Below are 22,701 nucleotides of genomic sequence, written 5' to 3'. Positions count from 1 at the left end.
GGCGAGCGCGGGGAAGGAGGGCCAGAAAACACGACACAGCCTGCAGAGAGAAGAATTGGCGCGCATGTTAACCGAGGGCTGCGACTTTTCCAGTGACGTTGCAGGCATTTTCCTAGGTTTTATTGGTCTTCTTCCTACAAATGTCGGTAATTGTTGCTGGGGCTGGCCGCCACCGGGTCGCCCCGTATAATGCCCGGCATCGCCACTGGTATGGATTAACGGATTGCATATGACTGAACAGCGCCCGATTGCGGTCCTGGGAGGCGGAAGTTTTGGTACCGCCGTGGCCAATCTGCTGGCCGAGAACGGCCATCAAGTCCTTCAGTGGATGCGTGACCCCGAGCAGGCCGAGGCCATCCGGGTCAACCGCGAAAACCCGCGTTACCTCAAAGGCATCAAGATTCTCCCGGGGGTGACCGCTGTCACCGACCTGCAGGCCACTCTCGATGCCTGCGATCTGTGCTTTGTCGCGCTGCCATCCAGCGCCTTGCGCACGGTACTCGCCGCCCACGCCGAGCGCTTGAGCGGCAAGATGCTGGTCAGCCTGACCAAAGGCATCGAAGCGCAGACCTTCAAGCTGATGAGCCAGATTCTCGAAGAGATCGCCCCGCAGGCGCGGATCGGCGTGTTGTCCGGGCCGAACCTGGCGCGGGAAATCGCCGAGCACGCGCTGACCGCCACGGTGGTCGCCAGCGAAGACGAAGAACTGTGCAAAGCGGTGCAAGCCGCCCTGCACGGGCGCACCTTCCGCGTTTACGCCAGCGCCGACCGTTTCGGTGTCGAGCTGGGCGGTGCGTTGAAAAACGTTTACGCGATCATCGCCGGCATGGCGGTGGCGCTGGAGATGGGCGAGAACACCAAGAGCATGCTGATCACTCGCGCCTTGGCCGAGATGACCCGCTTTGCGGTGAATCAGGGAGCGAACCCGATGACCTTCCTTGGTCTGGCGGGGGTTGGCGATCTGATCGTCACCTGTTCATCGCCCAAGAGCCGCAACTATCAGGTCGGCTTCGCCCTCGGTCAGGGTTTGAGCCTCGACGAAGCGGTGTCGCGTCTTGGCGAGGTTGCCGAAGGGGTCAACACCCTCAAAGTGCTCAAGGCCAAGTCCCAGGAAGTCGGCGTGTACATGCCGCTGGTCGCCGGGCTGCACGCGATCCTGTTCGAAGGACGCACGCTGGAGCAGGTGATCGGTCTACTGATGCGTGCCGAGCCGAAAACCGACGTCGACTTTATTTCCACCAGCGGTTTCAACTGATTCAGCTGTTACACGGACAGGAAGCAAGCCATGAACGATCCGAAAAGCGAAACCCAGTACGAATCCATCCTCCTGCGGGTGTTGTGGATGATCGTTTATCTGCTGGTCTGGCAAGTCGCGCAGTTCATCCTCGGCGCGGTGGTATTGGTGCAACTGATCTACCGCCTGATCTACGGCGCACCGAGCGCCAGCCTGATGAATTTCGGCGACAGCCTCAGCCAGTTCCTCGCGCAGATCGGCCGCTTCGGCACGTTTCACAGTGACCAGAAGCCCTGGCCGTTCGCCGACTGGCCGGCGCCGCGCACCCCGGAAGGTGAGGCGCCGCACACCGTCGCCCCGGCCGCGCATCCGGTGCGCGATGAGGAGCCCAAACTATGAAACTGTGGGTATTGCGTCATGGTGAGGCGGTGCCTCACTCGAAAATCGATTCCGAGCGCGAGTTGACCGAGCATGGTCGTAAAGAAGTCCTGCGCAGCGCCGCGCATCTCATGGGCCAGCCGCTGACGGCGATTTACGCCAGCCCTTATCTGCGCGCGCAGCAAACCGCGCAGATCGTGCGCGACGCATTGGGTTTCGAGCCGGAGATCCGCACGGTCGAGTGGCTGACGCCGGATAGCGATCCGGACAAGGTCGCCGAGCAATTGGTGTCCGTCAGTAATGTTTTGCTGGTCAGCCACAACCCGTTGGTGGGCAACCTGCTCAGCTATCTGCAGCACGGTGCCGGACATCCGCCGGAGCGGGTGAGTACGGCGGGGCTGGCGGAGCTTGAGCACAGCGAGCTGCTGATTGGCTCGATGAAGCTCAATAGCCTCAAGCACCCTTAACGCCATATCCCTGTGGGAGCGAGCCTGCTCGCGAAGGCGGCGTGTCATTCACCCTTTTTTGGGGCTGACATACTGCATTCGCGAGCAGGCTCGCTCCCACATTGATTTCTGCCAACCCATGAAATTATTTGTTTGAAAATTCCAACCAAGCACTTGCTTGGTTGACTACGCTTGCTCCAGACCAAAAAAACAGGAGCGAGTCGCATGTCTGCCGCCTTCCGTTTGCCGCTGGACGTGTTCTACGAACGGGAAGCCCGGCACCCGCGCCAGCGCTTTCTTGTGCAGCCCATCGGCGGTGGTCAGGTCGAAACGCTGACGTGGGCCGATGTCGGCCATCAGGCCCGCTGCGCGGCGCACTGGTTACGGGCGCGGGAGTTGCCGCCCGGCAGCCATATCGCCCTGATCTCGAAGAACTGCGCGCACTGGATCATCGCCGACCTGGCGATCTGGATGGCCGGGCATGTGTCCGTGCCGCTGTACCCCAATCTCACCGCCGAGTCCGTGGCGCAGGTGCTGACTCACTCGGAAAGTGCGCTGGCGTTCATCGGCAAACTGGATGACTGGGCGGGCATGTCGCAAGGCGTGCCGACGGGTTTACCGACCATCAGCCTGCCACTGCATCCGCCGGGCGAGTTCGATTACAGCTGGGCGGATCTGCAGAGCTGTTCGCCAATCCAGGACGATCCACGTCCCGCCGCCGAGCAATTGGCGACGATCATTTACACCTCCGGCACCACCGGCCTGCCCAAAGGCGTGATGCACAGTTTCGCCAATCTTGGTTTCGCCACCAGTCGCGGCACGCAGTTGTTCGGGCTCAACGAGAACGATCGGCTGCTGTCGTATCTGCCGCTGTGCCACGTCGCCGAGCGCATGTTTGTCGAATTGGCCTCGATCTATACCGGCCAGACCGTTTTCTTCGCCGAAAGCCTCGAGACTTTCATCACCGATCTGCAGCGCGCGCGGCCGACGGCAATGTTCGGCGTGCCGCGTATCTGGACCAAATTCCAGATGGGTGTGTACAGCAAGATCCCGGCGCAGCGTCTGGATTTCCTTCTCGGGCTGCCCTTCATTGGCAAGCGGGTCGGCCACAAAGTGCTGGCCGGGCTCGGCCTGGATGCCTTGCGCGTGGCGTTGTCCGGTGCCGCGCCGGTACCGCAGACCTTGCTCGCCTGGTATCAGAAACTCGGCCTCGATGTGCTCGAGGTGTACGGCATGACCGAGGGCTGCGGCTATTCGCATATCTGTCTGCCGGGGCGATACAAACAGGGCTGGATCGGCCAGCCGTGCCCGGAAGTCGAGGTGCGCATCGATGAGTCCGGCGAAGTGCAGGTGCGCAGCCAGGCCAACATGCTCGGCTATTTCAAGGAACCGCAGAAAACTGCCGAGACGCTGACTGCCGACGGCTTTCTGCGCACCGGCGACAAGGGCGAGCAGGACAGCGAAGGGCGCCTGCGCCTGACCGGGCGACTCAAGGAAATCTTCAAGACCAGCAAGGGCAAATACGTCGCGCCGGCGCCGATCGAAAACCGTCTGGCCGTGCATTCACGCATCGAACAAGTATGCGTGGTGGGCGATGGCCTGAGTGCACCGCTGGGGTTGTGCGTGCTGTCGGCGGTCAATCAGCAAGAGCCTCGTGCCAGCCTGCACGCGAGCCTGGAAAAATTGCTGCAGGAGGTCAACGCCGCCCTCGACAAGCACGAACGCCTGCACCGACTGGTAGTGGTCAAGGACAGTTGGGCGGTGGACAACGGCTTCCTCACGCCGACCCTGAAAATCAAACGCAACGTCATCGAAGACCGCTACGGCGCGCGTTTCGAAGAATGGAGCGCGCGCAGCGAGGCAGTGCTGTGGCAGGATTGAGCGTCGATTACAACAACAAAGGAAGTCTGCGATGAGCTTGTGGCGTACTACTCCCGACATTGAACAGTTGAACGCAATCCAGAAGAACACCATTGGCGAAGTGCTGGATATTCGCTTCGAAGCCTTCGACGAACAGTCGCTGACCGCGAGCATGGTCATCGACCATCGCACCCACCAGCCTTACGGTCTGCTGCATGGCGGCGCATCGGTGGTGCTGGCGGAAACCGTCGGCTCGATGGCCAGTTATCTGTGCATCGATGCCAGCAAATTCTATTGCGTCGGCCTGGAGATCAACGCCAACCACTTGCGCGGCTTGCGTAGCGGAAGGGTGACGGCGGTGGCCACGCCAATTCATATCGGCCGCACCACGCATGTCTGGGACATCCGTTTGACCAGCGACGAAGGCAAGGCCAGTTGCGTGTCGCGCCTGACCATGGCGGTGGTGCCGCTGGGGGAACAGCCGCCGCTGCGTTGACATCTATCGGGTTCCGTCAGGTCGAGCCCTCACCCCAGCCCTCTCCCAGAGGGAGAGGGAGCCTACCGTGTGGTTTTCGCGATCCTCGTCGACCTGATAATTCGAGTCGAGCTCAGGTCCCGGACACTCCCCCGATCTGCTCCCTTTCCCCCTCGCCCCCTTGGGGGAGAGGGCTGGGGTGAGGGGGCAGCGGTCTCGCTGATGCACATCACCCTGACCGGACTGTCATCATTCCTGGCACTTACAGTCATTGCTGCGACGCCGGGTCTTGCGGACAATCAACGCCACGTTTCCCGCCCATGGATTTCCCCGCATGTCGCAACCGATTTTTTTCGCCCACGCCAACGGTTTCCCCTCGGGGACCTATGGCAAGTTGTTCGCGGCGCTGGCGCCGGAGTATCGGGTCGCGCATCTGGAGCAGCATGCCCATGACCCGCGTTTTCCGGCGGACGACAACTGGTACAACCTCGTCGACGAACTGATCCATCACCTGGAGCAGCAAGAGCAGCCGGTGTGGGGCGTCGGCCATTCCTTTGGCGGTCTGCTGCACCTGCATGCGGCGTTGCGTTGTCCCGAGCTGTATCGCGGCGTGGTGATGCTCGACTCGCCGGTGCTGACCCGTACCGATCAGTGGGTGATTCGCGCGGCCAAGCGCTTTGGTTTCATCGACCGGCTGACTCCCGCCGGGCGCACCCTCGGGCGGCGTGAAGAATTCGCCGATCTCGACAGTGCACGCAGTTACTTTTCCGGCAAAACCCTGTTTCGCGGCTTCGATCCGGAATGCTTCGATGCCTACCTGCAACACGGTTTGCATCAGGTCGACGACAAGCTGCGTCTGCGTTTTGATCCGGCCACGGAAATCAGCATTTATCGCGGCGTACCGCACACCAGTCCCGGGCGCACCCGGCAGTTGCAGGTGCCGCTGGCCATCGTGCGCGGGCACAAGAGCCGGGTGGTCATGCGCCATCACACACGTTTCGTCTCGCGCCTGCCCCAGGGCGAGGCGCTGAGCATGCCCGGCGGGCACATGTTTCCGCTGGAGCGCCCGCAGGACACGGCGCGATTGCTCAAGAGCCTGTTCATGCGTTGGGAACAGCGGCAGAACAAGGATTGCGCATGAGCCCGACCTGCGAAGAAGTGCGCCTGAACCTGCCGCATATCGAGTTGGCCGCTCATCTGTTCGGCCCCGAGGACGGCTTGCCGGTGATCGCGTTGCACGGCTGGCTCGACAACGCCAATAGCTTCGCCCGGCTGGCGCCCAAGCTTGATGGCTTGCGCATCGTCGCGCTGGACATGGCCGGCCACGGTCATTCCGCTCATCGACCAAGCGGCGCCGGTTATGCGCTGTGGGACTACGCCCATGATGTACTGCAAGTCGCCGAGCAGCTGGGCTGGAAGCGTTTCGGCCTGCTCGGGCATTCGATGGGCGCGATTGTCTCGATGGTGCTGGCCGGTTCGCTGCCCGAGCGCATCAGCCATCTCGCGCTGATCGACGGCGTGATTCCTCCGACAGACAAGGGCGAAAACGCTGCCGAGCGCATGGGCATGGCGTTACAGGCGCAACTCGCTCTGCGGGACAAGCGCAAACCGGTCTATACCACCCTCGAGCGTGCCATCGAGGCGCGGATGAAAGGCCTGGTGGCGGTCAGTCGCGAAGCCGCTGAACTGTTGGCCCAGCGCGGTTTGATGCCGGTGCCCGGCGGTTACACCTGGCGCACCGACAATCGCCTGACCCTGCCATCGCCGCTGCGCCTGACGGAAGAACAGGCAATGGCGTTTGCCTCGCGCGTCAGTTGCCCGGCGCATCTGGTGGTCGCGGCGGATGGCATGTTGGCCAGGCATCCTGAGTTGCTGGAGCGTCTACCCTTCAGCCACGAACAGTTGCCGGGCGGGCATCATTTGCACTTGAATGACGAGGCTGGCGCAGGTCTTGTAGCAGACTGTTTCAATCGCTTCTTCGCCATGCCTTGACTTGCAGCGGGCAACTGTCGAGGCTGGGCGGGTTGAAATGGGAGACAAACTCGATGGATTTCTATACCGCTGCGACCCCGACCCGCCCAGCCATGACCGTCCGGTGAGGCTGACTATGCGGTCACTCAGTCTCTTCGCGCTGTGCTGCTTCAGCTCCTTGTCCTTCGCTGCCGATGTGCCGGGCAGCCAGGATCTGCAAATCGTGCCGCGTCTGGCCGATGCTCAGATCGTCGACTATCGCCCGGCGGCCGAGCTGGAGCGCATCTACCCGCTGGGCTCGATCCGCAAGATCAGCGGCCAGTTGCGGTTCGACGGTCAGGTCACCGCCCGCGGCCAGACTACCTCGGTGACCTACGAGTTGCCGCCGGAACATTCCGCCACCGAAGCCTTTACTGCCGCCCGCGAAGCCCTGCAACAGCAGGATGCCGAATTGCTGTTCTGGTGCCAGGCCCGCGATTGCGGCGAAAGCAGCCTGTGGGCCAACGAGGTCTTCGGCAACGCCAAGCTGTATGGCTCTGACGAGCAACAGGCTTATCTGTTGTTGAGGCTGGCGGCGCCAAAGGACAACACGCTGGTGGCGCTTTACAGCATCACTCGCGGCAATCGCAAAGCCTATCTGCATGTCGAGCAATTCGAGGCTGCGGCGCCGTTGGGCGAATTGCTGCCGACCTCGGCGACCCTGCTGCGTCAGTTGAAAAGCACCGGCGAGCTGGATTTTCCGAAACTGGTCGATGAACCGGATGCCACCTGGTTGCGCCTGATTTCCCGTGGTCTGAATCTCGACACGACCTTGCGGGTTACGGTTTCCGGGCCCAAGGCCGAAGCCTGGCGCCAGGCGCTGATCAATCAGGGCGTACGGGCGGCACGTCTGGAAGCCGGCAATCTCGAAGGCTCGGGCCTGCGCATCGACTTGTTGCGATAAGCTGTGCCGGGCGAGCACGCACACAGTGTTCGCCTACTCTTTCGCTGACTGACTTTGCCGGGACTTCCCATGCTCAATAACGATCGCCTGCTGGTGCAGATTCTGCTGCTGGTGTTGTTTGGTGCCAGCCTTTGGGTGATGGCGCCGTTCTGGTCGGCGCTGTTCTGGGGCGCGGTGCTGGCGTTTGCCAGTTGGCCGCTGATGCGTTTGCTCACGCGCTGGCTCAATGGCCGCGAATCGCTGGCCGCGTTGATCCTGACACTGGGCTGGATGTTGCTGGTGGCGGCGCCACTGGTGTGGCTGGGTTTCAACCTCGCCGATCATGTGCGCGATGCCACGGCATTCATCAAGGATGTGCAGGTCGACGGTTTGCCGGAAGCACCGACCTGGCTTGGCAGCGTGCCTTTGGTTGGTGAGCGGCTGGTGTCGATGTGGGATAGCATCGATCAACAGGGCGCGGCGTTGATGGTCTCGATCAAGCCGTATCTGGGGCAGGTCGGCAACTGGTTGCTGGCACGCAGCGCGCAGATCGGCGGGGGGATTCTCGAGCTGACGCTGAGTCTGGTGTTCGTGTTCTTTTTCTACCGTGACGGGCCGCGACTGGCGGCGTTTGTGCACAGTCTGCTGCAGCGCTTGATTGGCGATCGTGCCGGTTATTACATCGAGCTTGTCGCCGGTACGGTGCAGCGCGTGGTCAACGGTGTGATCGGTACGGCGGCGGCGCAGGCGGTGCTGGCGTTGATCGGCTTTTTCATTGCCGGGGTTCCCGGGGCGCTGGTGCTGGGGATCGTCACGTTTCTGCTGAGTCTGATTCCGATGGGGCCACCGCTGGTGTGGGTGCCGGCCACGGCGTGGTTGGCGTGGAAGGGCGAGTACGGGATGGCGGTGTTTCTCGGGATCTGGGGGACGTTCATCATCAGTGGCGTGGACAACGTGCTCAAGCCGTATCTGATCAGCCGCGGCGGTAATCTGCCGTTGGTGATTGTGTTGCTCGGGGTGTTTGGCGGGTTGATTGCGTTTGGCTTTATCGGGTTGTTTATTGGGCCTACGTTGTTGGCGGTGGCTTATAGTCTTTTGACGGATTGGAGTAAGAGTCAGGCTCGGGTCTAGGGGGGGCTTGGCGGCCTTTGGGCCGACCATGCTTGGGTTTGTTTGGTGTGAATATCCGAATGTTTCGCTGCGGCGGCTGGCGGTTCCGCCCTTACGGCGGGTCACCTTTTTCAAACGCCAAAAAGGTAACCCAAAAGGCTTGCTCCTGCGTTCGGCCCTCGCAGGCTCGGGTTCCTTCGCTGCGGGATCGATCCGGGCGCAGCGGCTCCGGTTTGCTTCGCTGCACCTACACTCGCTGTGTACGACTGCGTCGTACGGTCGCTGCGCTCCCACGCCCGGATCAATCCCTCCGCTCAGCCTTCCGACGTCGCCGGTGGATCAAGATCAAAAGCAGTACTCGAGCTTGCGCTCATTGTTGAGTGGGGCGGCTTCGCCGCGGGCAGCTGCGCTGCTTTGCTTTTGATTTTGATTTTGTGGGAGCGAGCCTGCTCGCGAAGGCGGCCTGACAGCCGACCCATCTCTCTCTGAAATTACTCGATCCCTGTGGGAGCTGGCTTGCCAGCGATAGCGCCCTCACATCCAGCCAATATCTACCGAATACAATCAGTTTCATTGTGGGAGCGAGCCTGCTCGCGAAGGCGGCCTGGCAGCCACCCATATCTATCTGAAACCACTCGATCCCTGTGGGAGCTGGCTTGCCAGCGATAGCGCCCTCACATCCAACCAATATCTGCCGAATACACTCAGTTTCATTGTGGGAGCGAGCCTGCTTGCGAAGGCGGCCTGGCAGCCACCCATATCTCTCTGAAACCACTCGATCCCTGTGGGAGCTGGCTTGCCAGCGATAGCGCCCTCACATCCAGCCAATATCTGCCGAATACACTCAGTTTCATTGTGGGAGCGAGCCTGCTCGCGAAGGCGGCCTGACAGCCAACCCATCTCTCTCTGAAATCACTCGATCCCTGTGGGAGCTGGCTTGCCAGCGATAGCGCCCTCACATCCAGCCAATATCTACCGAATACAATCAGTTTCATTGTGGGAGCGAGCCTGCTCGCGAAGGCGGCCTGACAGCCGACCCATCTCTCTCTGAAATCACTCGATCCCTGTGGGAGCTGGCTTGCCAGCGATAGCGCCCTCACATCCAGCCAATATCTACCGAATACAATCAGTTTCATTGTGGGAGCGAGCCTGCTCGCGAAGAGGCCGGTACATTCAACAGATGTATTGAATCATCAGACGCTTTCGCGAGCAGCCTCGCTCCCTCTTCAAGTCGGCTGAGCCTCAGCCCCGTGGCAAGCGGACAATGGCGGTCAGCCCACCCCCCGGTGTTTCCTCCAGATTCAATTGCCCTCCCAATCGCTGCGCGGCTTCGCGGGCGATGGTCATGCCTAGCCCTACGCCGCCGGAGTTGCGGTTGCGCGATCCTTCCAGTCGGTAGAACGGTTCAAACACGGCTTCCCGCTGTTCTTCAGCAATACCCGGTCCGTGATCAATCACCCGAATCAGCAGTTCTTCGCGCTGTTCCAGCAGTTCAATCCGTGCCTGTCCGGCGTAGCGCAGGGCGTTGTCCAGCAGGTTGTTGATGCACGAGCGCAGCGCCATCGGTTGTACTGGCAAAGGCGCGCAGTGGCCGCTGACCTGTACATCGGCGCCCTGGTCCTGGGCGTTTTCGCTCAGCGATTCGACCAGCGCCTGCACGTCCAGCAACTGCAAGGCTTCGCTGGTGCGTTGTTCGTGCAGATAGGTGAGGGTGGCGTCGAGCATGCCGATCATGTCGTCCAGGTCCTGGCGCATCTGGCTTTGCAGCTTGTCGTCGCTGATGTTTTCCAGGCGCAGTTTCAGCCGTGACAGTGGCGTGCGCAGGTCGTGGGAGACGGCGCCGAGCATGCGCGCGCGTTGCTGGACCTGTTCGCGGATGCGCCGTTGCATGAGGTTGAAGGTGTGCGCCGCTTGCCGGGCTTCGCGCGGGCCGGATTCGTCGAGGGGGTCGCTGTCGAGGTCTTCGCTCAGGCGCTCGGCGGCGTCGCTCAGGCGCTGGATCGGCCGGGTGAGCAGTTTGGCGCCGTACCAGGCGGCGATCATCAGCGTGATGAATTGAAAGGTCAGCGGCACCACCGGGCCACCGAACCAGGGGCGCGCTTGCCTCGGTGGATAAGCGGCGTCGCGCATGGGCGGTTGGCCGTCGATGTTCGCTGAGAACTCGGGCGGTGGTGGGGGCGGAGGAGGGCCGTAGAGCCTGAACCAGGCGAAGGCCAGCAGGTGCGCCAGGACAATCGCCGCGAACAGCACCCCGAACAGGCGACCGAACAGGGTGTCCAAGCGCGCCTTCATCAGCCGATGTCCCGCGCGTCGAACAGGTAACCCTCGCCGCGCACGGTCTTGATCAACTGCGGGGCTTTCGGGTCGTCACCGAGTTTTTGCCGCAGGCGCGAGACCAGCAGGTCGATGCTGCGGTCGAAGGCTTCGATCGAGCGACCGCGAGCGGCGTCAAGCAGTTGTTCGCGGCTGAGCACGCGGCGCGGGCGTTCGATGAAGACCCAGAGCAGGCGGAATTCGGCGTTGGACAAGGGCACTACCAGGCCGTTGTCGGCGACCACTTGGCGCAGGACGCTGTTGAGGCGCCAGTTGTCGAAGCGAATGTTGGCGCGCTGGTCAGTGCGGTCGTCGCGCACGCGGCGCAGGATGGTCTGGATGCGGGCGACCAGTTCGCGTGGTTCGAACGGTTTGGCCATGTAATCGTCGGCGCCCAGTTCCAGGCCGATGATGCGGTCGGTGGGTTCGCAGCGGGCGGTGAGCATCAGGATCGGGATGTCCGATTCGGCGCGCAGCCAGCGACACAGCGACAGACCGTCTTCGCCGGGTAGCATCAGGTCGAGGACGATGACGTCGAAATGTTCGCCCTGCAGCGCCTGGCGCATCGCTGCGCCGTCGGTGACGCCGCTGGCGTGGATGTTGAAGCGGGCGAGGTAATCGATCATCAGCTCACGGATCGGCACGTCATCGTCGACGATCAGCGCGCGGATGCTCCAGCGCTTGTCGTCTTTGCTTTCATCCGTCACGGTTGTCGGGGCGTTGTGCATGGGGCTGTTCACTGCCAGGGGTGGTTTCAGCATAGGCGTCCGGCCGGGGGGCGGGAAGTGCTGTTGTAAGGACGTGTTGCGCCGGGCGAGGCTAACCCGGGTGCGTGTTGCCGGCGTGTCGGTTGTGTATCGGAGTCGACACAATAGCCGCGCCGGCTAAGCTGATAACCGCCAGCGCGACGATTTACCGATCATCGGGTGCCGCGCCGCCGCCGGTTCCGCTACAATGCGCGCCGTTTTCGACCAGCCTGAGAGCCCATCCATGTCCGCCTGCCAGACTCCTATCATCGTCGCCCTGGATTTCCCCACCCGTGACGCCGCACTGAAGCTGGCCGACCAGTTGGACCCGAAACTGTGCCGGGTCAAAGTGGGCAAGGAACTGTTCACCAGTTGCGCGGCGGAAATCGTCGGCACCCTGCGTGACAAGGGTTTTGAAGTGTTTCTGGATCTCAAATTCCACGACATCCCCAACACCACTGCGATGGCTGTGAAAGCCGCTGCCGAGATGGGTGTGTGGATGGTCAACGTGCACTGCTCGGGCGGTCTGCGCATGATGGCCGCCTGCCGTGAAGAGCTGGACAAGCGCAGTGGTCCGCAACCGTTGCTGATTGGTGTGACCGTGCTGACCAGCATGGAGCGCGAGGATCTGGCCGGTATCGGTCTGGATATCGAGCCGCAGGAACAAGTGCTGCGTCTGGCGGCACTGGCCGAGAAGGCCGGGATGGACGGTCTGGTGTGTTCGGCGCTGGAAGCGTCGGCGCTGAAAACCGCGCACCCGTCGCTGCAACTGGTGACGCCGGGGATTCGCCCGGCGGGCAGCGCGCAGGATGATCAACGGCGCATTCTGACCCCGCGTCAGGCGCTGGATGCCGGTTCCGATTATCTGGTGATCGGCCGTCCGATCAGCCAGGCGACAGATCCGGCGCAGGCGTTGGCCGCAGTCGTAGCCGAAATCGCCTAAAGCTTATTGAAGATCCAACTGTGGGAGCGAGCCTGCTCGCGAAGAGGGAGTGTCAGTCGGCATCATTATCGACTGATCCACCGCTTTCGCGAGCAGGCTCGCTCCCACATTGGTTTCAGGCTGGCCTTAAACCTTCAGAACCAACTTGCCAAAGTTCTCGCCGTTGAACAGTTTCATCAGCGTCTCGGGGAACGTCTCCAGCCCATCAACCACATCTTCCTTGCTCTTGAGCTGCCCGTTGGCCATCCAGCCGGCCATCTCCTGCGCGGCGCTGGCGAACTGCGCGGCGTAGTCCATCACCACAAAACCTTCCATGCGCGCGCGATTGACCAGCAGTGACAGGTAATTGGCCGGGCCTTTGACCGCTTCTTTATTGTTGTACTGGCTGATGGCGCCGCAGATCACCACCCGCGCTTTCATGTTCAAGCGGCTCAGCACCGCGTCGAGAATGTCGCCGCCGACGTTATCGAAATACACGTCCACGCCCTTCGGGCATTCGCGCTTCAGACCGGCCACGACGTCTTCGGCCTTGTAATCAATGGCGCCGTCGAAGCCCAATTCGTCGATGAGGAATTTGCACTTGTCGGCCCCGCCGGCAATGCCAACGACGCGGCAGCCTTTGATTTTGGCGATCTGCCCGGCCACGCTGCCCACCGCACCTGCGGCGCCGGACAGCACCACGGTGTCACCGGCTTTCGGTGCGCCTACGTCGAGCAAGGCGAAGTAGGCGGTCATGCCGGTCATGCCCAGTGCAGACAAATAGCGTGGCAATGGCGCGAGTTTCGGGTCGACCTTATAGAAGCCGCGCGGCTCGCCGAGGAAATAATCCTGCACACCCAGAGCGCCGTTGACGTAATCGCCGACGGCAAAGCCGGGATTGTTCGAGGCGATGACTTTTCCCACGCCCAGTGCGCGCATGACCTCACCGAGACCGACCGGCGGGATGTAGGACTTGCCTTCGTTCATCCAGCCACGCATGGCCGGGTCGAGGGACAGGTATTCGTTTTTCACCAGGATCTGTCCCGCCTGTGGCTCGCCGACCGGAACTTCCTGATAAGTGAAAGTCTCGCGGGTCGCGGCGCCCACCGGGCGTTTGGCGAGCAGGAACTGGCGATTGGTCTGGTTGGTCATGACAGGCACTCGAATGGAATGAAGCCTTGTTGATAGCTCTTCAACGCCGATGTCGCAAGGTTGGCTGATACGGCGAATGCGAGTCGATCCAGTGCAGTGATGGTTACGGGGCGGGTTTTATCACTGCGGCGCATGGGCCTGTAAACAGCGATTGCATAGTGCTGACGCGCTTTCGCTGCCCTTGGCTATGCTGCGACGCCAACATCTTCCAGTTTTTGCGTTCGAGGACATACCCATGAGCATGACGTTTTCCGGTCAGGTGGTTGTAATCACGGGGGCCGCCCACGGCATCGGCCGCGCGACAGCCCTGGCGTTTGCCGCCGAGGGCCTGAAAGTGGTGGTGGCTGACCTGGACGCGGCCGGCGGCGAAGGCACGGTGGCGCTGATTCGTACAGCCGGTGGCGAAGCGTCCTTCGTGCGCTGCGACGTGACATTGGAAAGCGATGTGAAAAATCTGATGGATGAGGTGATCAATACCTACGGTCGTCTCGACTATGCCTTCAACAACGCCGGGATCGAAATCGAGAAGGGCAAACTCGCCGACGGTACGCTGGACGAATTCGACGCGATCATGGGCGTCAACGTCAAAGGCGTCTGGCTGTGCATGAAGTATCAGTTGCCGCTGCTGTTGGCGCAGGGCGGTGGCGCGATCGTCAACACGGCGTCGGTGGCCGGGCTGGGTGCGGCGCCGAAGATGAGCATCTACGCGGCGTCGAAACATGCGGTGATCGGCCTGACCAAGTCGGCGGCGATCGAATACGCGAAGAAGAAAATCCGCGTCAACGCAGTGTGCCCGGCAGTGATCGATACGGACATGTTCCGCCGTGCCTATGAAGCCGACCCGAAGAAGGCCGAGTTCGCCAACGCCATGCACCCGGTCGGGCGCATTGGCAAGGTCGAGGAAATCGCCAGCGCGGTGCTGTATCTGTGCAGCGATGGCGCAACGTTCACCACTGGGCACTCATTGGCGGTGGACGGCGGCGTGACAGCGTTCTGAAAGTTGCCGAAATACAAAGAACCCGCCTGCGTGCGGGTTTTTTTGTACCTCGCGGTCGGTCCCTGTGAATACCGTTAAACAATGTGTATCAAACCGTTAGAACTGGCGCATTTGGCGGTGTTGTCGCACAGCCTCGGCGGTGCGGCTGTGATTTACTGCTGCCAGCAAAACTGACAGGAGTTTGCGAGCTCATGGAACTGAGAATTGACCGACAGGCAATGGTGCCGGTCGTGCAGCAGATCGTCGACGGAATGACTGACTGGATTGTGCAAAGCGGCATCCCGCCGGCCACCCGGTTACCCTCCGTACGGCAAATCGCCCGGGGGAATCTGCTCAGCCAGTCGTGCGTTGTCGAAGCCTGCGAGCGCCTGGTCTCGCAAGGCGTATTGACCACGCGCCAGGGCGCGGGATTCATCGTCGCGGCCTCGCCGGCATTGCGCGAAGCGGACTCGGAATGGGCAGCGTGCGAGGGCCGCCCCGCATGGCGTGATGAGGTGGACGCCGCAACGAGTCGCTTGATTTTGGGGCAAGGAGGCTTGCCGCCGAGTTGGCGTGAGCCCGACGACCTCAGCTACGCGCTGCGCGAGGTGGCACGCACCGACATGGCCAGCCTGTTCAACTACAGCTCGCCACTGGGCCTGCCAGCGCTGCGCGAGCAAATTGCCAAGCGTCTGAAACTGCTGAATATCGACGCCTGCAGTACCCGGCTGATGAGCACCAGCGGTGCCAGTCATGCGCTCGATCTGATCGTGCGCACCCTGTTCAAGGCTGGCGATTGCGTGGTGGTGGAAACGCCCGGTTATGCACCGTTGTTTGACCTGTTGCGTCTGCACGGCGTACAGATGCTCGAAGTTCGTCGTACGCCGAGCGGGCCGGACATCGACATGCTCGAGTCGGTGCTGCGTCAGTTTCGTCCCGGCGCCCTGTTCATCGGCAGTCATCACCACAATCCCACCGGCAGTTGCCTGACGCCTGCGGTGGCCCAGCGTATCGTGCAGTTGAGCAAGACCTACGACCTGCGCGTGATCGAAGATGACGTCTACGCTGATCTGCACACCGGCAACGGTACGCGGTTGGCGGCGCTGGACCATGGCGGCCGGGTCATTTATGTCGGCAGCTTTTCCAAGACACTGAGCAGTTCGTTGCGGATCGGCTTTGTCCTGGCGGACAGCGAGCTGCTGAAGCGCCTGGCGGAGGTCAAGATGATCAGCGGCCTGGGCTGTTCGAGGCTGGCCGAGGCGGTGCTGGCCAGGCTGATGGCGACCGGTGCGTATCGCAAACTGGTGCAGCGTCAGCGCCAGCGCTTGAATGCCGATCGCGCGGCGGCCTTGCAGGCCCTGGAAGATGCCGAGTGGGAAGTGTTCGGCAAGCCGGTTGGCGGGCTGTTCATCTGGGCGCGGGCACGCTTGCGCGACCAGACGTCGGTGCGCAGGCAGGCCCAGCACTGCGGGCTGGAGTTGTCAGCAGCGGACGCCTTCAGTCCCAGCGGTGAGTGCGGTGACTGGCAGCGCATCAATGTGGCCTGTGCCTGCGACCCACGGGCCCGGCAGTTTTTTCGCAATACTTGCGCGGATCGACCTCCAGCATTCTGAAAACGACGCGGGCGTAGCTTTTTGCCATTATTCCGACGCCAGAGTCTTGTGCTGGTTCGAGCCCGTTGCGAATCTTCGGCAATAGACTTTGGCAGGGGACTACGCGCAATGATTTCGGCCGTGCAAGGACGTTTTGCCAACCTCGGTATGGCGAAAAAACTGGGTATCGGATTTGTGCTGGTCTTGTTGCTGACTGCGTTGGTGGCGGCGATCGGCGTCTGGTCGCTGCAAACCATCAGTCTGCGTTTCGACGGCTTGAAGCAGATGTCCGCGCTCAACAGCGGCCTGCTCAAGGTGCGCCTCCTCGAGCAGGAATACGCCCTGCGCGGCAATCCGAAAACCGCCGATGCCTTGCGCGAAGGCGTCGATGGGCTGATCGTTCTTGCCGGCGAGCTCAAGGCACATTCCCCGGCCAATGTGCCGGTGATGAGCGATGTCGAGCAAGCGCTGGGCGCGTATCGCAAGGCCTTCGATGAATTCGTCTCGCTGAGCCAGGCCAAGGACCTCGCGCTGGAGATGGCCAGTTGGTCGGTGTCCAGCGTGGCCAATAACCTCGACGTGTTGCAGAGCGGCCTGGCCGATGATGGCGCCTACACGTTGAAAGACACCGAGGGCAAGGACGGCGCCCAGTTCATCGAACAGGCGAATCAGGTCAGTCAGGTCTCGCGACTGATGCTGCAGGCGATGAACGAAGCGCGGGTGCGGCTGGATCAAAGCCGCAAGGGCGATGCCGACAATGCCGGCCAGGGCAACATCGAGCAGGCCGCGCAAGCGCAGGAGCAGGCCGAGGCGCTTAAAACCACGGTCAAGGACGAGGGCTATCTGACGGTGCTCAACGAAGTGTCGGGGCATATCGCCGGATTCAACGAGAAACTGGCTGAATACACCGGTTTGCTGGCGCAAGAAAAAACGGTTTATGACCAACTGCATCAGCGCGCGGCGCAGGTGGTGGACCGGGTCAATCAGGCCTACGTCGCCGAAGATGCTTCGATGCAGGCGGAGCTGAAAAAGAACACGGTATTGATCATTGGCTCTTCGGCGCTGGCCTTGTTGGTCGGATTGCTCGCCGCGTGGGTGATCACGCGCCTGATCGTGGCGCCGCTGCGCAGTGTGATTCGCGTGGCGCAGCAGATTGCTGCGGGTGATCTGACGGCGAAGGTCGAGGTGACGCGCCGCGATGAAATGGGGCAATTGATGTTGGCCATGCAGCAGATGGCTGCCGGTCTCGGATCGATTGTCAGTGGCTTGCAGGCCGGTATCGAGCGCTTGGCCGGTTCCGCGCAATCGCTGTCGGCGGTGACCGAGCAGACCAATCTGGAGGTCAACAGCCAGAAGGAGGAAACCGAGCAGGTCGCCACCGCCATGAACCAGATGACCGCCACGGTACATGACGTCGCGCGCAATGCCGAAGAGGCGGCGCTCGCGGCGCAGACGGCGGATGACAAGGTCGAGAGCGGCCAGCAGGTGGTGCGTCAAAGCATGGCGCGGATCGAGCAGTTGGCGGATTCAGCGACCTCGGCCAGTTCCAGCATCGAGAGCCTCAGCGCCGAAATTCAGAATATCGGCACGGTGCTGGAGGTGATCAAGAGCGTGGCCGAGCAGACCAATCTGTTGGCGCTGAACGCGGCAATCGAAGCCGCGCGGGCCGGGGAGCAGGGCAGGGGGTTTGCGGTGGTGGCCGATGAAGTGCGTGCGCTGGCACGGCGTACGCAGCAATCGACCGAGGAGATCGAACGCTTGGTCAGTGCCCTGCGCGCGGCGGCGCAGTCGTCGGTGCAGCAGATTCGCAGCAGTGGCGAGCTGGTGAAGCTGGCGGTCAGTGATGCGTTGCAGACCGAGAGTGCGCTGGGGAGTATTGCCGCGGCGGTGTCGTTGATTCAGCAGATGAATCAGCAGATCGCGGCGGCGGCGGAGGAGCAGAGTTCGGTGGCGGAGGAGATCAATCGCAGTGTTACGCAGATTCGTGCGAGCGCGGATCACTCTTCCGTGGCGATGCGCGGGAATGCGGCTTCGAGTGTTGAGCTGGCGCAGTTGGGCGGCGAGTTGCGCTCGATGGTTGGGCATTTTCGGCTTTGAGCCTTGGCGGCCTTTGGGCCGACCAGGCTCTCGGCTTCGCCGCGTGGGGATGGCCCGGTTTTGCTTTTGCTGTTCTCTGGGAGCTGGCTTGCCAGCGAAGGCGGCCTGACAGCCGACCGATTTTTACCTGAGAACACTGCTTCCCAATGTGGGAGCGAGCCTGCTCGCGAAAGCGGTCTTCAATTCACACCTCTTTCAAGTCGCCCACAAAAAAGCCACCCATGAAGGTGGCTTCTTTACCGGCATTCCCGACTCAGTCGTAAATCACTTTCTTCTTCCAGTCCGCATCGGCTTCGACATCCTTCAAACCGGCAGTCAGTTGGTTTTCTTCACCTTCAACCGGGGCAATCTTGTCCATGACCTGGGCGTTGGCTCGGGCGAGGAGTTTTTCCAGGTATTGCAGTTGCTCGGCATACATCTGCGGGTCCTGCTGTTTACGCAGATATTGCACGCCGCGTTCGAAGGCGAGGCGGGCCTGGCCGGGTTGGTTTTGTTGCAGGGACTGTTGGCCGAGGTTGTTGAAGAATTCGATGTGCAGCAGCACGAGGATGTGGCGCACTTCGCGGATCCATTGTTTGGCTTCGTTCGGTGGCAGGAAGCCGTCGTGGGCGGCGCGGGTGATCTGGCCGTGCAGGGCTTCGAGGAGGAAGCGCACGTCTTTGGCTTTGGCTTCGGTGAGGATCGGCGCGGGCGGGTTGTTCACCGGGATCGATTCGCCTTGGGCAACGAGGGCGCTCAGTTCGGTAATGCGGGCCTTGGTGGTCGCGCTGGTCTTTTCCAGATTGAGCAGGCGCTGGCAGACGTTGAGTTCCAGGCGGGTCAGCAACAACTTGAGCGCCGGGGTCATGAACTGGCCGGGGAAGGTTTCGGTCAGTTCGCCGCAGCGGCGCAGGCGGTCGTTGAGTTCGACTTTGGTGCGGGCCTTCTCCAGTTTGTTGTTTTCCACCACATGGTTCATGTAGCCAATGGCGATCAGAATTGCGATCCCGGCTACGACTAGCAGGGTGATCATGAGTGGTGTCACCGGTAAGACCTCTTTATAGGGTTCGCATGCGAGTGTAGTGGCTGGACATTTAGGCGCCTAGCGCCGCTCGACGGGTTTGATCGGCTGCTGCAATCTGTATCGGCCGCCAGCGGTATAGATGAATGCTGGCGCTTGATGTGCAGATTGCCATCACTGTGCGGTGACTATAACGTCTTGGCGAGTGGCGGAATATAGGCGTCAGGTTTCGGACGACGGAAAAGCCTTACGCGGCCCGTAATCCGGGTCGAAGTCATTGATTTAAATAAATTTATATCAGGGGGTTGACGACCTCTCAATCCATCCATAGAATGCGCGCCACTTGCAGCGTAAAGCACACAGCGAAACGCGGCAGGGAGTGAATGTTGTAGTGTGTCCCCTTCGTCTAGTGGCCTAGGACACCGCCCTTTCACGGCGGTAACAGGGGTTCGAGTCCCCTAGGGGACGCCAATGCGGGAATAGCTCAGTTGGTAGAGCACGACCTTGCCAAGGTCGGGGTCGCGAGTTCGAGTCTCGTTTCCCGCTCCAATTTTAAACAGCAGTGCTTTCGGGCGGTGCTGAGTGAAACCAGAACCAAATCTTCGGATGCGGATCTGGACACCGAAACACACACCATGTGTTCCGGGTAGCGTGTCCCCTTCGTCTAGTGGCCTAGGACACCGCCCTTTCACGGCGGTAACAGGGGTTCGAGTCCCCTAGGGGACGCCATTTGCGGGAATAGCTCAGTTGGTAGAGCACGACCTTGCCAAGGTCGGGGTCGCGAGTTCGAGTCTCGTTTCCCGCTCCAATTTCACAAAAACGCCGATCAGTGATGGTCGGCGTTTTTGTTTGTGCGCGTTTTATGGCGGCAACAAAAAGGACCTTTTCACAGGTCCTTTTTTATTTTGAGCCCGGTCATCAATGATCGGGCTCAGGCCGTGCTTACAGCTTCGGCAACTGCCCGACACGCCCCATCATTTCCGTGACGATCTGCAGATCCAGCATGAACTGATCGACGGTCTTGAATTCGCCATCGGTGTGGCCGGTGTATTTGGCCTCAGGTCGCGCCAGGCCGAATTGCACGCCGTTCGGCAATTCGTGAACCGACGTCGCGCCAGCGGAAGTACCGAATTCCGACTTCATGCCGAGGTTTTCGCTGGCCACCGCGAGCAGCGCCTTGACCCACTCACCCTCGGGGTTGCGATACATCGGTTCGGCTACGGAATAGTCGAACGCTACAGCGACATGAGTCTTCTTGCTCCAGGCATCCAGTTTCTCAGCGATCTCAGCCTTGAGCTTTTCCGGGGACTTGCCCTTCGGTACGCGCAGATTCACCGCCAGTTTGAAGGTTTTGTCATCCTCACCGACGTAGGTCAGCGAGGTGGTCAGCGGCCCCATGAACGAGTCGGAGAAGCCCACGCCAAGTTTTTTGCCCAGATAATCCAGGCCCCAGTTGTCATCGGCATAACGTGCGGCATCGGTGAACTGGTTTTGCTTGAGCGCGACTTTGCCGTCCAGGCTGTTGATGAAGCTCAGCATCCGTGCGACCGGGTTGACGCCGGACTCAGGCTCGGAGGAGTGCGCAGAAACCCCCGTCACGGTCAGTTTGACGTCTTTGCCATCAATCTTTGCCGCGACTTCGAAGTCGCCGCCGTTGGCTTTGGCATAGGCATCGCCGGCTTTTTGCAGACTGGCGGCGAGCTCGGCAGGCTTGTCGGTTACCAGCGTGACCACCGAAGCGGACGGAATCTGGTTGGTCGCCTTGCCGCCGGTCATCGAAATGATTTCCGCGCCGTTGCCTTCGCCTTTGCGTTTGGCAAAGTTGGCCATGACGGTGCCGTAACCTTTTTCGGCGATCACTACCGGATAACCGCCGTCCAGCGCCATGTTGTAGTTCGGCGTCGGGTTGCGCTCGAAGTAATAGGGAATGGCGTCGCCGCTGGTTTCTTCGGTGGTGTCGACCAGCAGCTTGAAGTTACGCGCCAGTGGCAGTTTCTCGTCCTTGATCACTTTCATGGCGTACAGCGCCACGACGATCGCGTTCTTGTCATCCTCTGTGCCACGACCGTACATGCGATCGCCAATCAGCGTGACTTTGAACGGGTCGAGTTTGGTGCCATCTTTCAGCACCCAGTTTTCCGGCGTCACCGGCACCACATCGGCGTGGGCATGAATGCCAACGACTTCGTCGCCTTTGCCATCCAGAGAGATTTCGTAGACACGGTTATCGATATTGCGGAATTTCAAACCAAAGGATTCGGCGAGTTTCTGGATCTCGCCGGCAATCTTGATGAATTCCGGGTTGTCGTGTTGCTCCACGCCGTCCTTGCGGAAGGTCGGGATCTCGACGAGTTGGCGCAGGGTTTCCAGCGCGGCCTTGCCATATTTCACGCGGGTATAAATGCCCAGCAGACGGTGAATTTCATTCTGCTGTTCGGCGTTCAGGGTCTTGTTGTCGAGGAAGGCGCTGATGGACGGGGTGAGATTATCCGTCTTGGCCAGGTCGCTTTTCGCCAGGCTGCCAAGAAAGCTACGGAAGTCCGTCAGGTTCTTGCCGTCAAAGGATTTCAGAATCGCTGCACTTTGCTCGGCAGTGATGTTGGCTTGTGCTGCGCTGGTAAATGCGGTGAGGCTGGCCATGACGAGCGTGGCAGCGGCCAGTTTTTTCAGGGAAAAGACCATGTAACAGGCATTCCTTTGCTAGAGATTGGGAAAATATGTCTGACGCTTGCGGCAGAAACATTTTGCAACCTACCACCATGAGCAGGTGAAGAGGGAGTCACAAACTTGATCTGTCGCACAGAAATGCAAAAGAGGCGCACAAATGAAAAAGTCCCGGCAGCTGATGCCGGGACTTTTTTGTGTGGGTTACATCGACAGCATCAGGCGTCCGGCAAATAGAATGAGGATGACGCCCATGCTGCGCTCGAACCAGTGTCCAAGGCGCATGAACAGCAGGCGCACTTTATTGCTGGAGAAAAACAGCGCGACGATCACAAACCACAGCGCGTTGACGAAGCACATCCACAATCCGTAGAACGCCTGGATCTGCAGCGGTGTGCTGGCGCTGATGATCGTGGTGAAGATGGCCAGGAAAAACAGCGTGGCCTTGGGGTTGGTCGCATTGGTCAGAAAACCGGTGCTGAATGCCTTGAACAGTGACTGTTCAACCAGCGGCTCATCGGCGTTTTTTTCACCTTCGACGCTGCTCTTCGGTTTGCTGCGGATCAGGCTGACGCCCAGATAGAGGATGTAAGCCCCACCGACCACTTTGGCCACAGTCAGCAGCCACGGCGTGGTGTGCATCAGGGCGCCGACGCCGAGCAGGGTATACAGCACATGCACGGAAATCCCCGCGCCGATGCCCAGCGCGGTGCAGATGCCGACGAGGCGACCGAAGCGCACGCTTTGGCGGATGGTCACGGCGAAGTCCGGACCGGGCGCAACCACGGCGAGAAAGTGGATGGTGGCCAATGCGAGAAATTCGCCCAGGTAATTGGAAAGCAT

General features: G+C 60.9%; 19 protein-coding genes, 4 tRNA genes and 1 pseudogene. 18 read left to right on the top strand and 6 right to left on the bottom strand.

The window, feature by feature from the left end; translation table 11 throughout:
• Nucleotides 1-229 precede the first annotated feature (229 nt).
• From AB4O45_RS05925 to AB4O45_RS05885, 9 genes are all read left to right on the top strand, one after another.
• Nucleotides 230-1,255 carry an NAD(P)H-dependent glycerol-3-phosphate dehydrogenase gene (locus AB4O45_RS05925; protein ID WP_024013958.1) on the top strand — a complete coding sequence of 342 codons (1,026 nt, stop codon included), beginning with the start codon at nt 230-232 and terminating at the stop codon, nt 1,253-1,255.
• Between the two features lie 30 nt (nt 1,256-1,285).
• Nucleotides 1,286-1,633, top strand: coding sequence for a DUF4389 domain-containing protein (locus tag AB4O45_RS05920; RefSeq protein ID WP_016773653.1), 348 nt, complete (start codon nt 1,286-1,288; stop codon nt 1,631-1,633).
• Complete coding sequence (gene sixA / locus AB4O45_RS05915) at nt 1,630-2,079, top strand: phosphohistidine phosphatase SixA (RefSeq protein WP_353189032.1); 450 nt, start codon at nt 1,630-1,632, stop codon at nt 2,077-2,079. Before AB4O45_RS05920 ends, sixA begins: the two co-directional genes overlap by 4 nt.
• Nucleotides 2,080-2,283: 204 nt before the next feature.
• Nucleotides 2,284-3,939, top strand: a complete 1,656-nt coding sequence (locus AB4O45_RS05910; protein ID WP_460161190.1) for an AMP-binding protein — start codon at nt 2,284-2,286, stop codon at nt 3,937-3,939.
• Nucleotides 3,940-3,970: 31 nt separating this feature from the next.
• The gene (locus AB4O45_RS05905; protein ID WP_016773655.1) at nt 3,971-4,414 is read left to right on the top strand and encodes a hotdog fold thioesterase; all 444 of its coding nucleotides are present in this window, start codon (nt 3,971-3,973) and stop codon (nt 4,412-4,414) included.
• Between the two features lie 313 nt (nt 4,415-4,727).
• Entirely contained in the window at nt 4,728-5,534 is an 807-nt protein-coding gene (locus AB4O45_RS05900) for an alpha/beta fold hydrolase (protein WP_056788154.1), read from the top strand.
• Nucleotides 5,531-6,385, top strand: coding sequence for an alpha/beta hydrolase (locus tag AB4O45_RS05895; RefSeq protein ID WP_056788155.1), 855 nt, complete (start codon nt 5,531-5,533; stop codon nt 6,383-6,385). The genes AB4O45_RS05900 and AB4O45_RS05895 overlap by 4 nt, the downstream gene beginning before the upstream one ends.
• 115 nt (nt 6,386-6,500) lie before the next feature.
• Nucleotides 6,501-7,307 (top strand): DUF4892 domain-containing protein, encoded by an 807-nt coding sequence (locus tag AB4O45_RS05890; RefSeq protein ID WP_056788158.1) that lies wholly within the window; start codon nt 6,501-6,503, stop codon nt 7,305-7,307.
• Nucleotides 7,308-7,376: 69 nt separating this feature from the next.
• The gene (locus AB4O45_RS05885; RefSeq protein WP_041479597.1) at nt 7,377-8,417 is read left to right on the top strand and encodes an AI-2E family transporter; all 1,041 of its coding nucleotides are present in this window, start codon (nt 7,377-7,379) and stop codon (nt 8,415-8,417) included.
• Between the two features lie 1,221 nt (nt 8,418-9,638).
• Here the strand turns inward: AB4O45_RS05885 and AB4O45_RS05880 are convergent.
• Complete coding sequence (locus AB4O45_RS05880) at nt 9,639-10,688, bottom strand: ATP-binding protein (RefSeq protein WP_460161189.1); 1,050 nt, start codon at nt 10,686-10,688, stop codon at nt 9,639-9,641.
• Nucleotides 10,688-11,437, bottom strand: a complete 750-nt coding sequence (locus AB4O45_RS05875) for a response regulator (protein WP_041479472.1) — start codon at nt 11,435-11,437, stop codon at nt 10,688-10,690. The genes AB4O45_RS05880 and AB4O45_RS05875 overlap by 1 nt, the downstream gene beginning before the upstream one ends.
• Nucleotides 11,438-11,699: 262 nt before the next feature.
• On the opposite strand from AB4O45_RS05875, the gene pyrF reads away from it, so the two are divergent.
• Nucleotides 11,700-12,398: an orotidine-5'-phosphate decarboxylase gene (pyrF, locus tag AB4O45_RS05870; RefSeq protein WP_122746841.1), complete on the top strand. Its 699-nt coding sequence runs from the start codon at nt 11,700-11,702 to the stop codon at nt 12,396-12,398.
• A gap of 126 nt (nt 12,399-12,524) precedes the next feature.
• On the opposite strand, the gene AB4O45_RS05865 is transcribed toward pyrF, so the two are convergent.
• The gene (locus AB4O45_RS05865; protein ID WP_041479470.1) at nt 12,525-13,529 is read right to left on the bottom strand and encodes an NADP-dependent oxidoreductase; all 1,005 of its coding nucleotides are present in this window, start codon (nt 13,527-13,529) and stop codon (nt 12,525-12,527) included.
• A 235-nt stretch (nt 13,530-13,764) separates the two neighbouring features.
• On the opposite strand from AB4O45_RS05865, the gene AB4O45_RS05860 reads away from it, so the two are divergent.
• The 4 genes and pseudogenes from AB4O45_RS05860 to AB4O45_RS05845 all read left to right on the top strand — a co-directional run bounded on the left by AB4O45_RS05860 (nt 13,765) and on the right by AB4O45_RS05845 (nt 18,194).
• A complete protein-coding gene (locus AB4O45_RS05860; protein WP_460161188.1) occupies nt 13,765-14,526 on the top strand; it encodes an SDR family oxidoreductase in 762 nt (253 codons plus the stop codon).
• A 191-nt stretch (nt 14,527-14,717) separates the two neighbouring features.
• On the top strand, nt 14,718-16,118 hold the full coding sequence (locus AB4O45_RS05855; protein ID WP_457262327.1) for an aminotransferase-like domain-containing protein: 1,401 nt from the start codon (nt 14,718-14,720) through the stop codon (nt 16,116-16,118).
• Between the two features lie 108 nt (nt 16,119-16,226).
• Nucleotides 16,227-17,285 (top strand): annotated as a pseudogene (locus AB4O45_RS05850) (HAMP domain-containing protein); the annotation flags it as partial.
• 15 nt (nt 17,286-17,300) lie between these two features.
• Complete coding sequence (locus tag AB4O45_RS05845) at nt 17,301-18,194, top strand: methyl-accepting chemotaxis protein (protein ID WP_460161496.1); 894 nt, start codon at nt 17,301-17,303, stop codon at nt 18,192-18,194.
• Nucleotides 18,195-18,447: 253 nt separating this feature from the next.
• Here the strand turns inward: AB4O45_RS05845 and AB4O45_RS05840 are convergent, their stop codons facing one another.
• Nucleotides 18,448-19,206, bottom strand: a complete 759-nt coding sequence (locus AB4O45_RS05840) for a hypothetical protein (RefSeq protein ID WP_039764159.1) — start codon at nt 19,204-19,206, stop codon at nt 18,448-18,450.
• A 383-nt stretch (nt 19,207-19,589) separates the two neighbouring features.
• On the opposite strand from AB4O45_RS05840, the gene AB4O45_RS05835 reads away from it, so the two are divergent.
• The 4 genes from AB4O45_RS05835 (at nt 19,590) to AB4O45_RS05820 (ending at nt 20,002) form a co-directional block, all read left to right on the top strand.
• Nucleotides 19,590-19,665, top strand: a tRNA-Glu gene (locus AB4O45_RS05835).
• A 2-nt stretch (nt 19,666-19,667) separates the two neighbouring features.
• Nucleotides 19,668-19,743, top strand: a tRNA-Gly gene (locus AB4O45_RS05830).
• Nucleotides 19,744-19,847: 104 nt separating this feature from the next.
• A tRNA-Glu gene (locus tag AB4O45_RS05825) sits at nt 19,848-19,923 on the top strand.
• A gap of 3 nt (nt 19,924-19,926) precedes the next feature.
• Nucleotides 19,927-20,002, top strand: a tRNA-Gly gene (locus tag AB4O45_RS05820).
• Between the two features lie 134 nt (nt 20,003-20,136).
• On the opposite strand, the gene AB4O45_RS05815 is transcribed toward AB4O45_RS05820, so the two are convergent.
• Both AB4O45_RS05815 and AB4O45_RS05810 read right to left on the bottom strand, forming a co-directional pair.
• Nucleotides 20,137-21,876: a dipeptidase gene (locus AB4O45_RS05815; protein ID WP_460161187.1), complete on the bottom strand. Its 1,740-nt coding sequence runs from the start codon at nt 21,874-21,876 to the stop codon at nt 20,137-20,139.
• A gap of 186 nt (nt 21,877-22,062) precedes the next feature.
• Nucleotides 22,063-22,701, bottom strand: coding sequence for a LysE family translocator (locus AB4O45_RS05810; RefSeq protein WP_042610677.1), 639 nt, complete (start codon nt 22,699-22,701; stop codon nt 22,063-22,065).

Source organism: Pseudomonas sp. S2_B10, from assembly GCF_054668425.1.
Note: the sequence above shows the minus strand (reverse complement) of the source record. Positions and strands in the feature narration are given on the sequence as shown.

Bases quoted from the DNA above. Each gene is read 5' to 3' on its own strand.
- AB4O45_RS05875 (WP_041479472.1), bottom strand. From the start codon at position 11,437: ATGCACAACGCCCCGACAACCGTGACGGATGAAAGCAAAGACGACAAG.
- AB4O45_RS05895 (WP_056788155.1), top strand. From the start codon at position 5,531: ATGAGCCCGACCTGCGAAGAAGTGCGCCTGAACCTGCCGCATATCGAG.
- AB4O45_RS05910 (WP_460161190.1), top strand. From the start codon at position 2,284: ATGTCTGCCGCCTTCCGTTTGCCGCTGGACGTGTTCTACGAACGGGAA.
- AB4O45_RS05890 (WP_056788158.1), top strand. From the start codon at position 6,501: ATGCGGTCACTCAGTCTCTTCGCGCTGTGCTGCTTCAGCTCCTTGTCC.
- AB4O45_RS05855 (WP_457262327.1), top strand. From the start codon at position 14,718: ATGGAACTGAGAATTGACCGACAGGCAATGGTGCCGGTCGTGCAGCAG.
- AB4O45_RS05885 (WP_041479597.1), top strand. From the start codon at position 7,377: ATGCTCAATAACGATCGCCTGCTGGTGCAGATTCTGCTGCTGGTGTTG.
- AB4O45_RS05920 (WP_016773653.1), top strand. From the start codon at position 1,286: ATGAACGATCCGAAAAGCGAAACCCAGTACGAATCCATCCTCCTGCGG.
- AB4O45_RS05860 (WP_460161188.1), top strand. From the start codon at position 13,765: ATGAGCATGACGTTTTCCGGTCAGGTGGTTGTAATCACGGGGGCCGCC.
- sixA (WP_353189032.1), top strand. From the start codon at position 1,630: ATGAAACTGTGGGTATTGCGTCATGGTGAGGCGGTGCCTCACTCGAAA.
- AB4O45_RS05925 (WP_024013958.1), top strand. From the start codon at position 230: ATGACTGAACAGCGCCCGATTGCGGTCCTGGGAGGCGGAAGTTTTGGT.
- AB4O45_RS05810 (WP_042610677.1), bottom strand. From the start codon at position 22,701: ATGCTTTCCAATTACCTGGGCGAATTTCTCGCATTGGCCACCATCCAC.
- pyrF (WP_122746841.1), top strand. From the start codon at position 11,700: ATGTCCGCCTGCCAGACTCCTATCATCGTCGCCCTGGATTTCCCCACC.
- AB4O45_RS05845 (WP_460161496.1), top strand. From the start codon at position 17,301: ATGGGGCAATTGATGTTGGCCATGCAGCAGATGGCTGCCGGTCTCGGA.
- AB4O45_RS05840 (WP_039764159.1), bottom strand. From the start codon at position 19,206: ATGATCACCCTGCTAGTCGTAGCCGGGATCGCAATTCTGATCGCCATT.
- AB4O45_RS05815 (WP_460161187.1), bottom strand. From the start codon at position 21,876: ATGGTCTTTTCCCTGAAAAAACTGGCCGCTGCCACGCTCGTCATGGCC.
- AB4O45_RS05880 (WP_460161189.1), bottom strand. From the start codon at position 10,688: ATGAAGGCGCGCTTGGACACCCTGTTCGGTCGCCTGTTCGGGGTGCTG.
- AB4O45_RS05900 (WP_056788154.1), top strand. From the start codon at position 4,728: ATGTCGCAACCGATTTTTTTCGCCCACGCCAACGGTTTCCCCTCGGGG.
- AB4O45_RS05865 (WP_041479470.1), bottom strand. From the start codon at position 13,529: ATGACCAACCAGACCAATCGCCAGTTCCTGCTCGCCAAACGCCCGGTG.
- AB4O45_RS05905 (WP_016773655.1), top strand. From the start codon at position 3,971: ATGAGCTTGTGGCGTACTACTCCCGACATTGAACAGTTGAACGCAATC.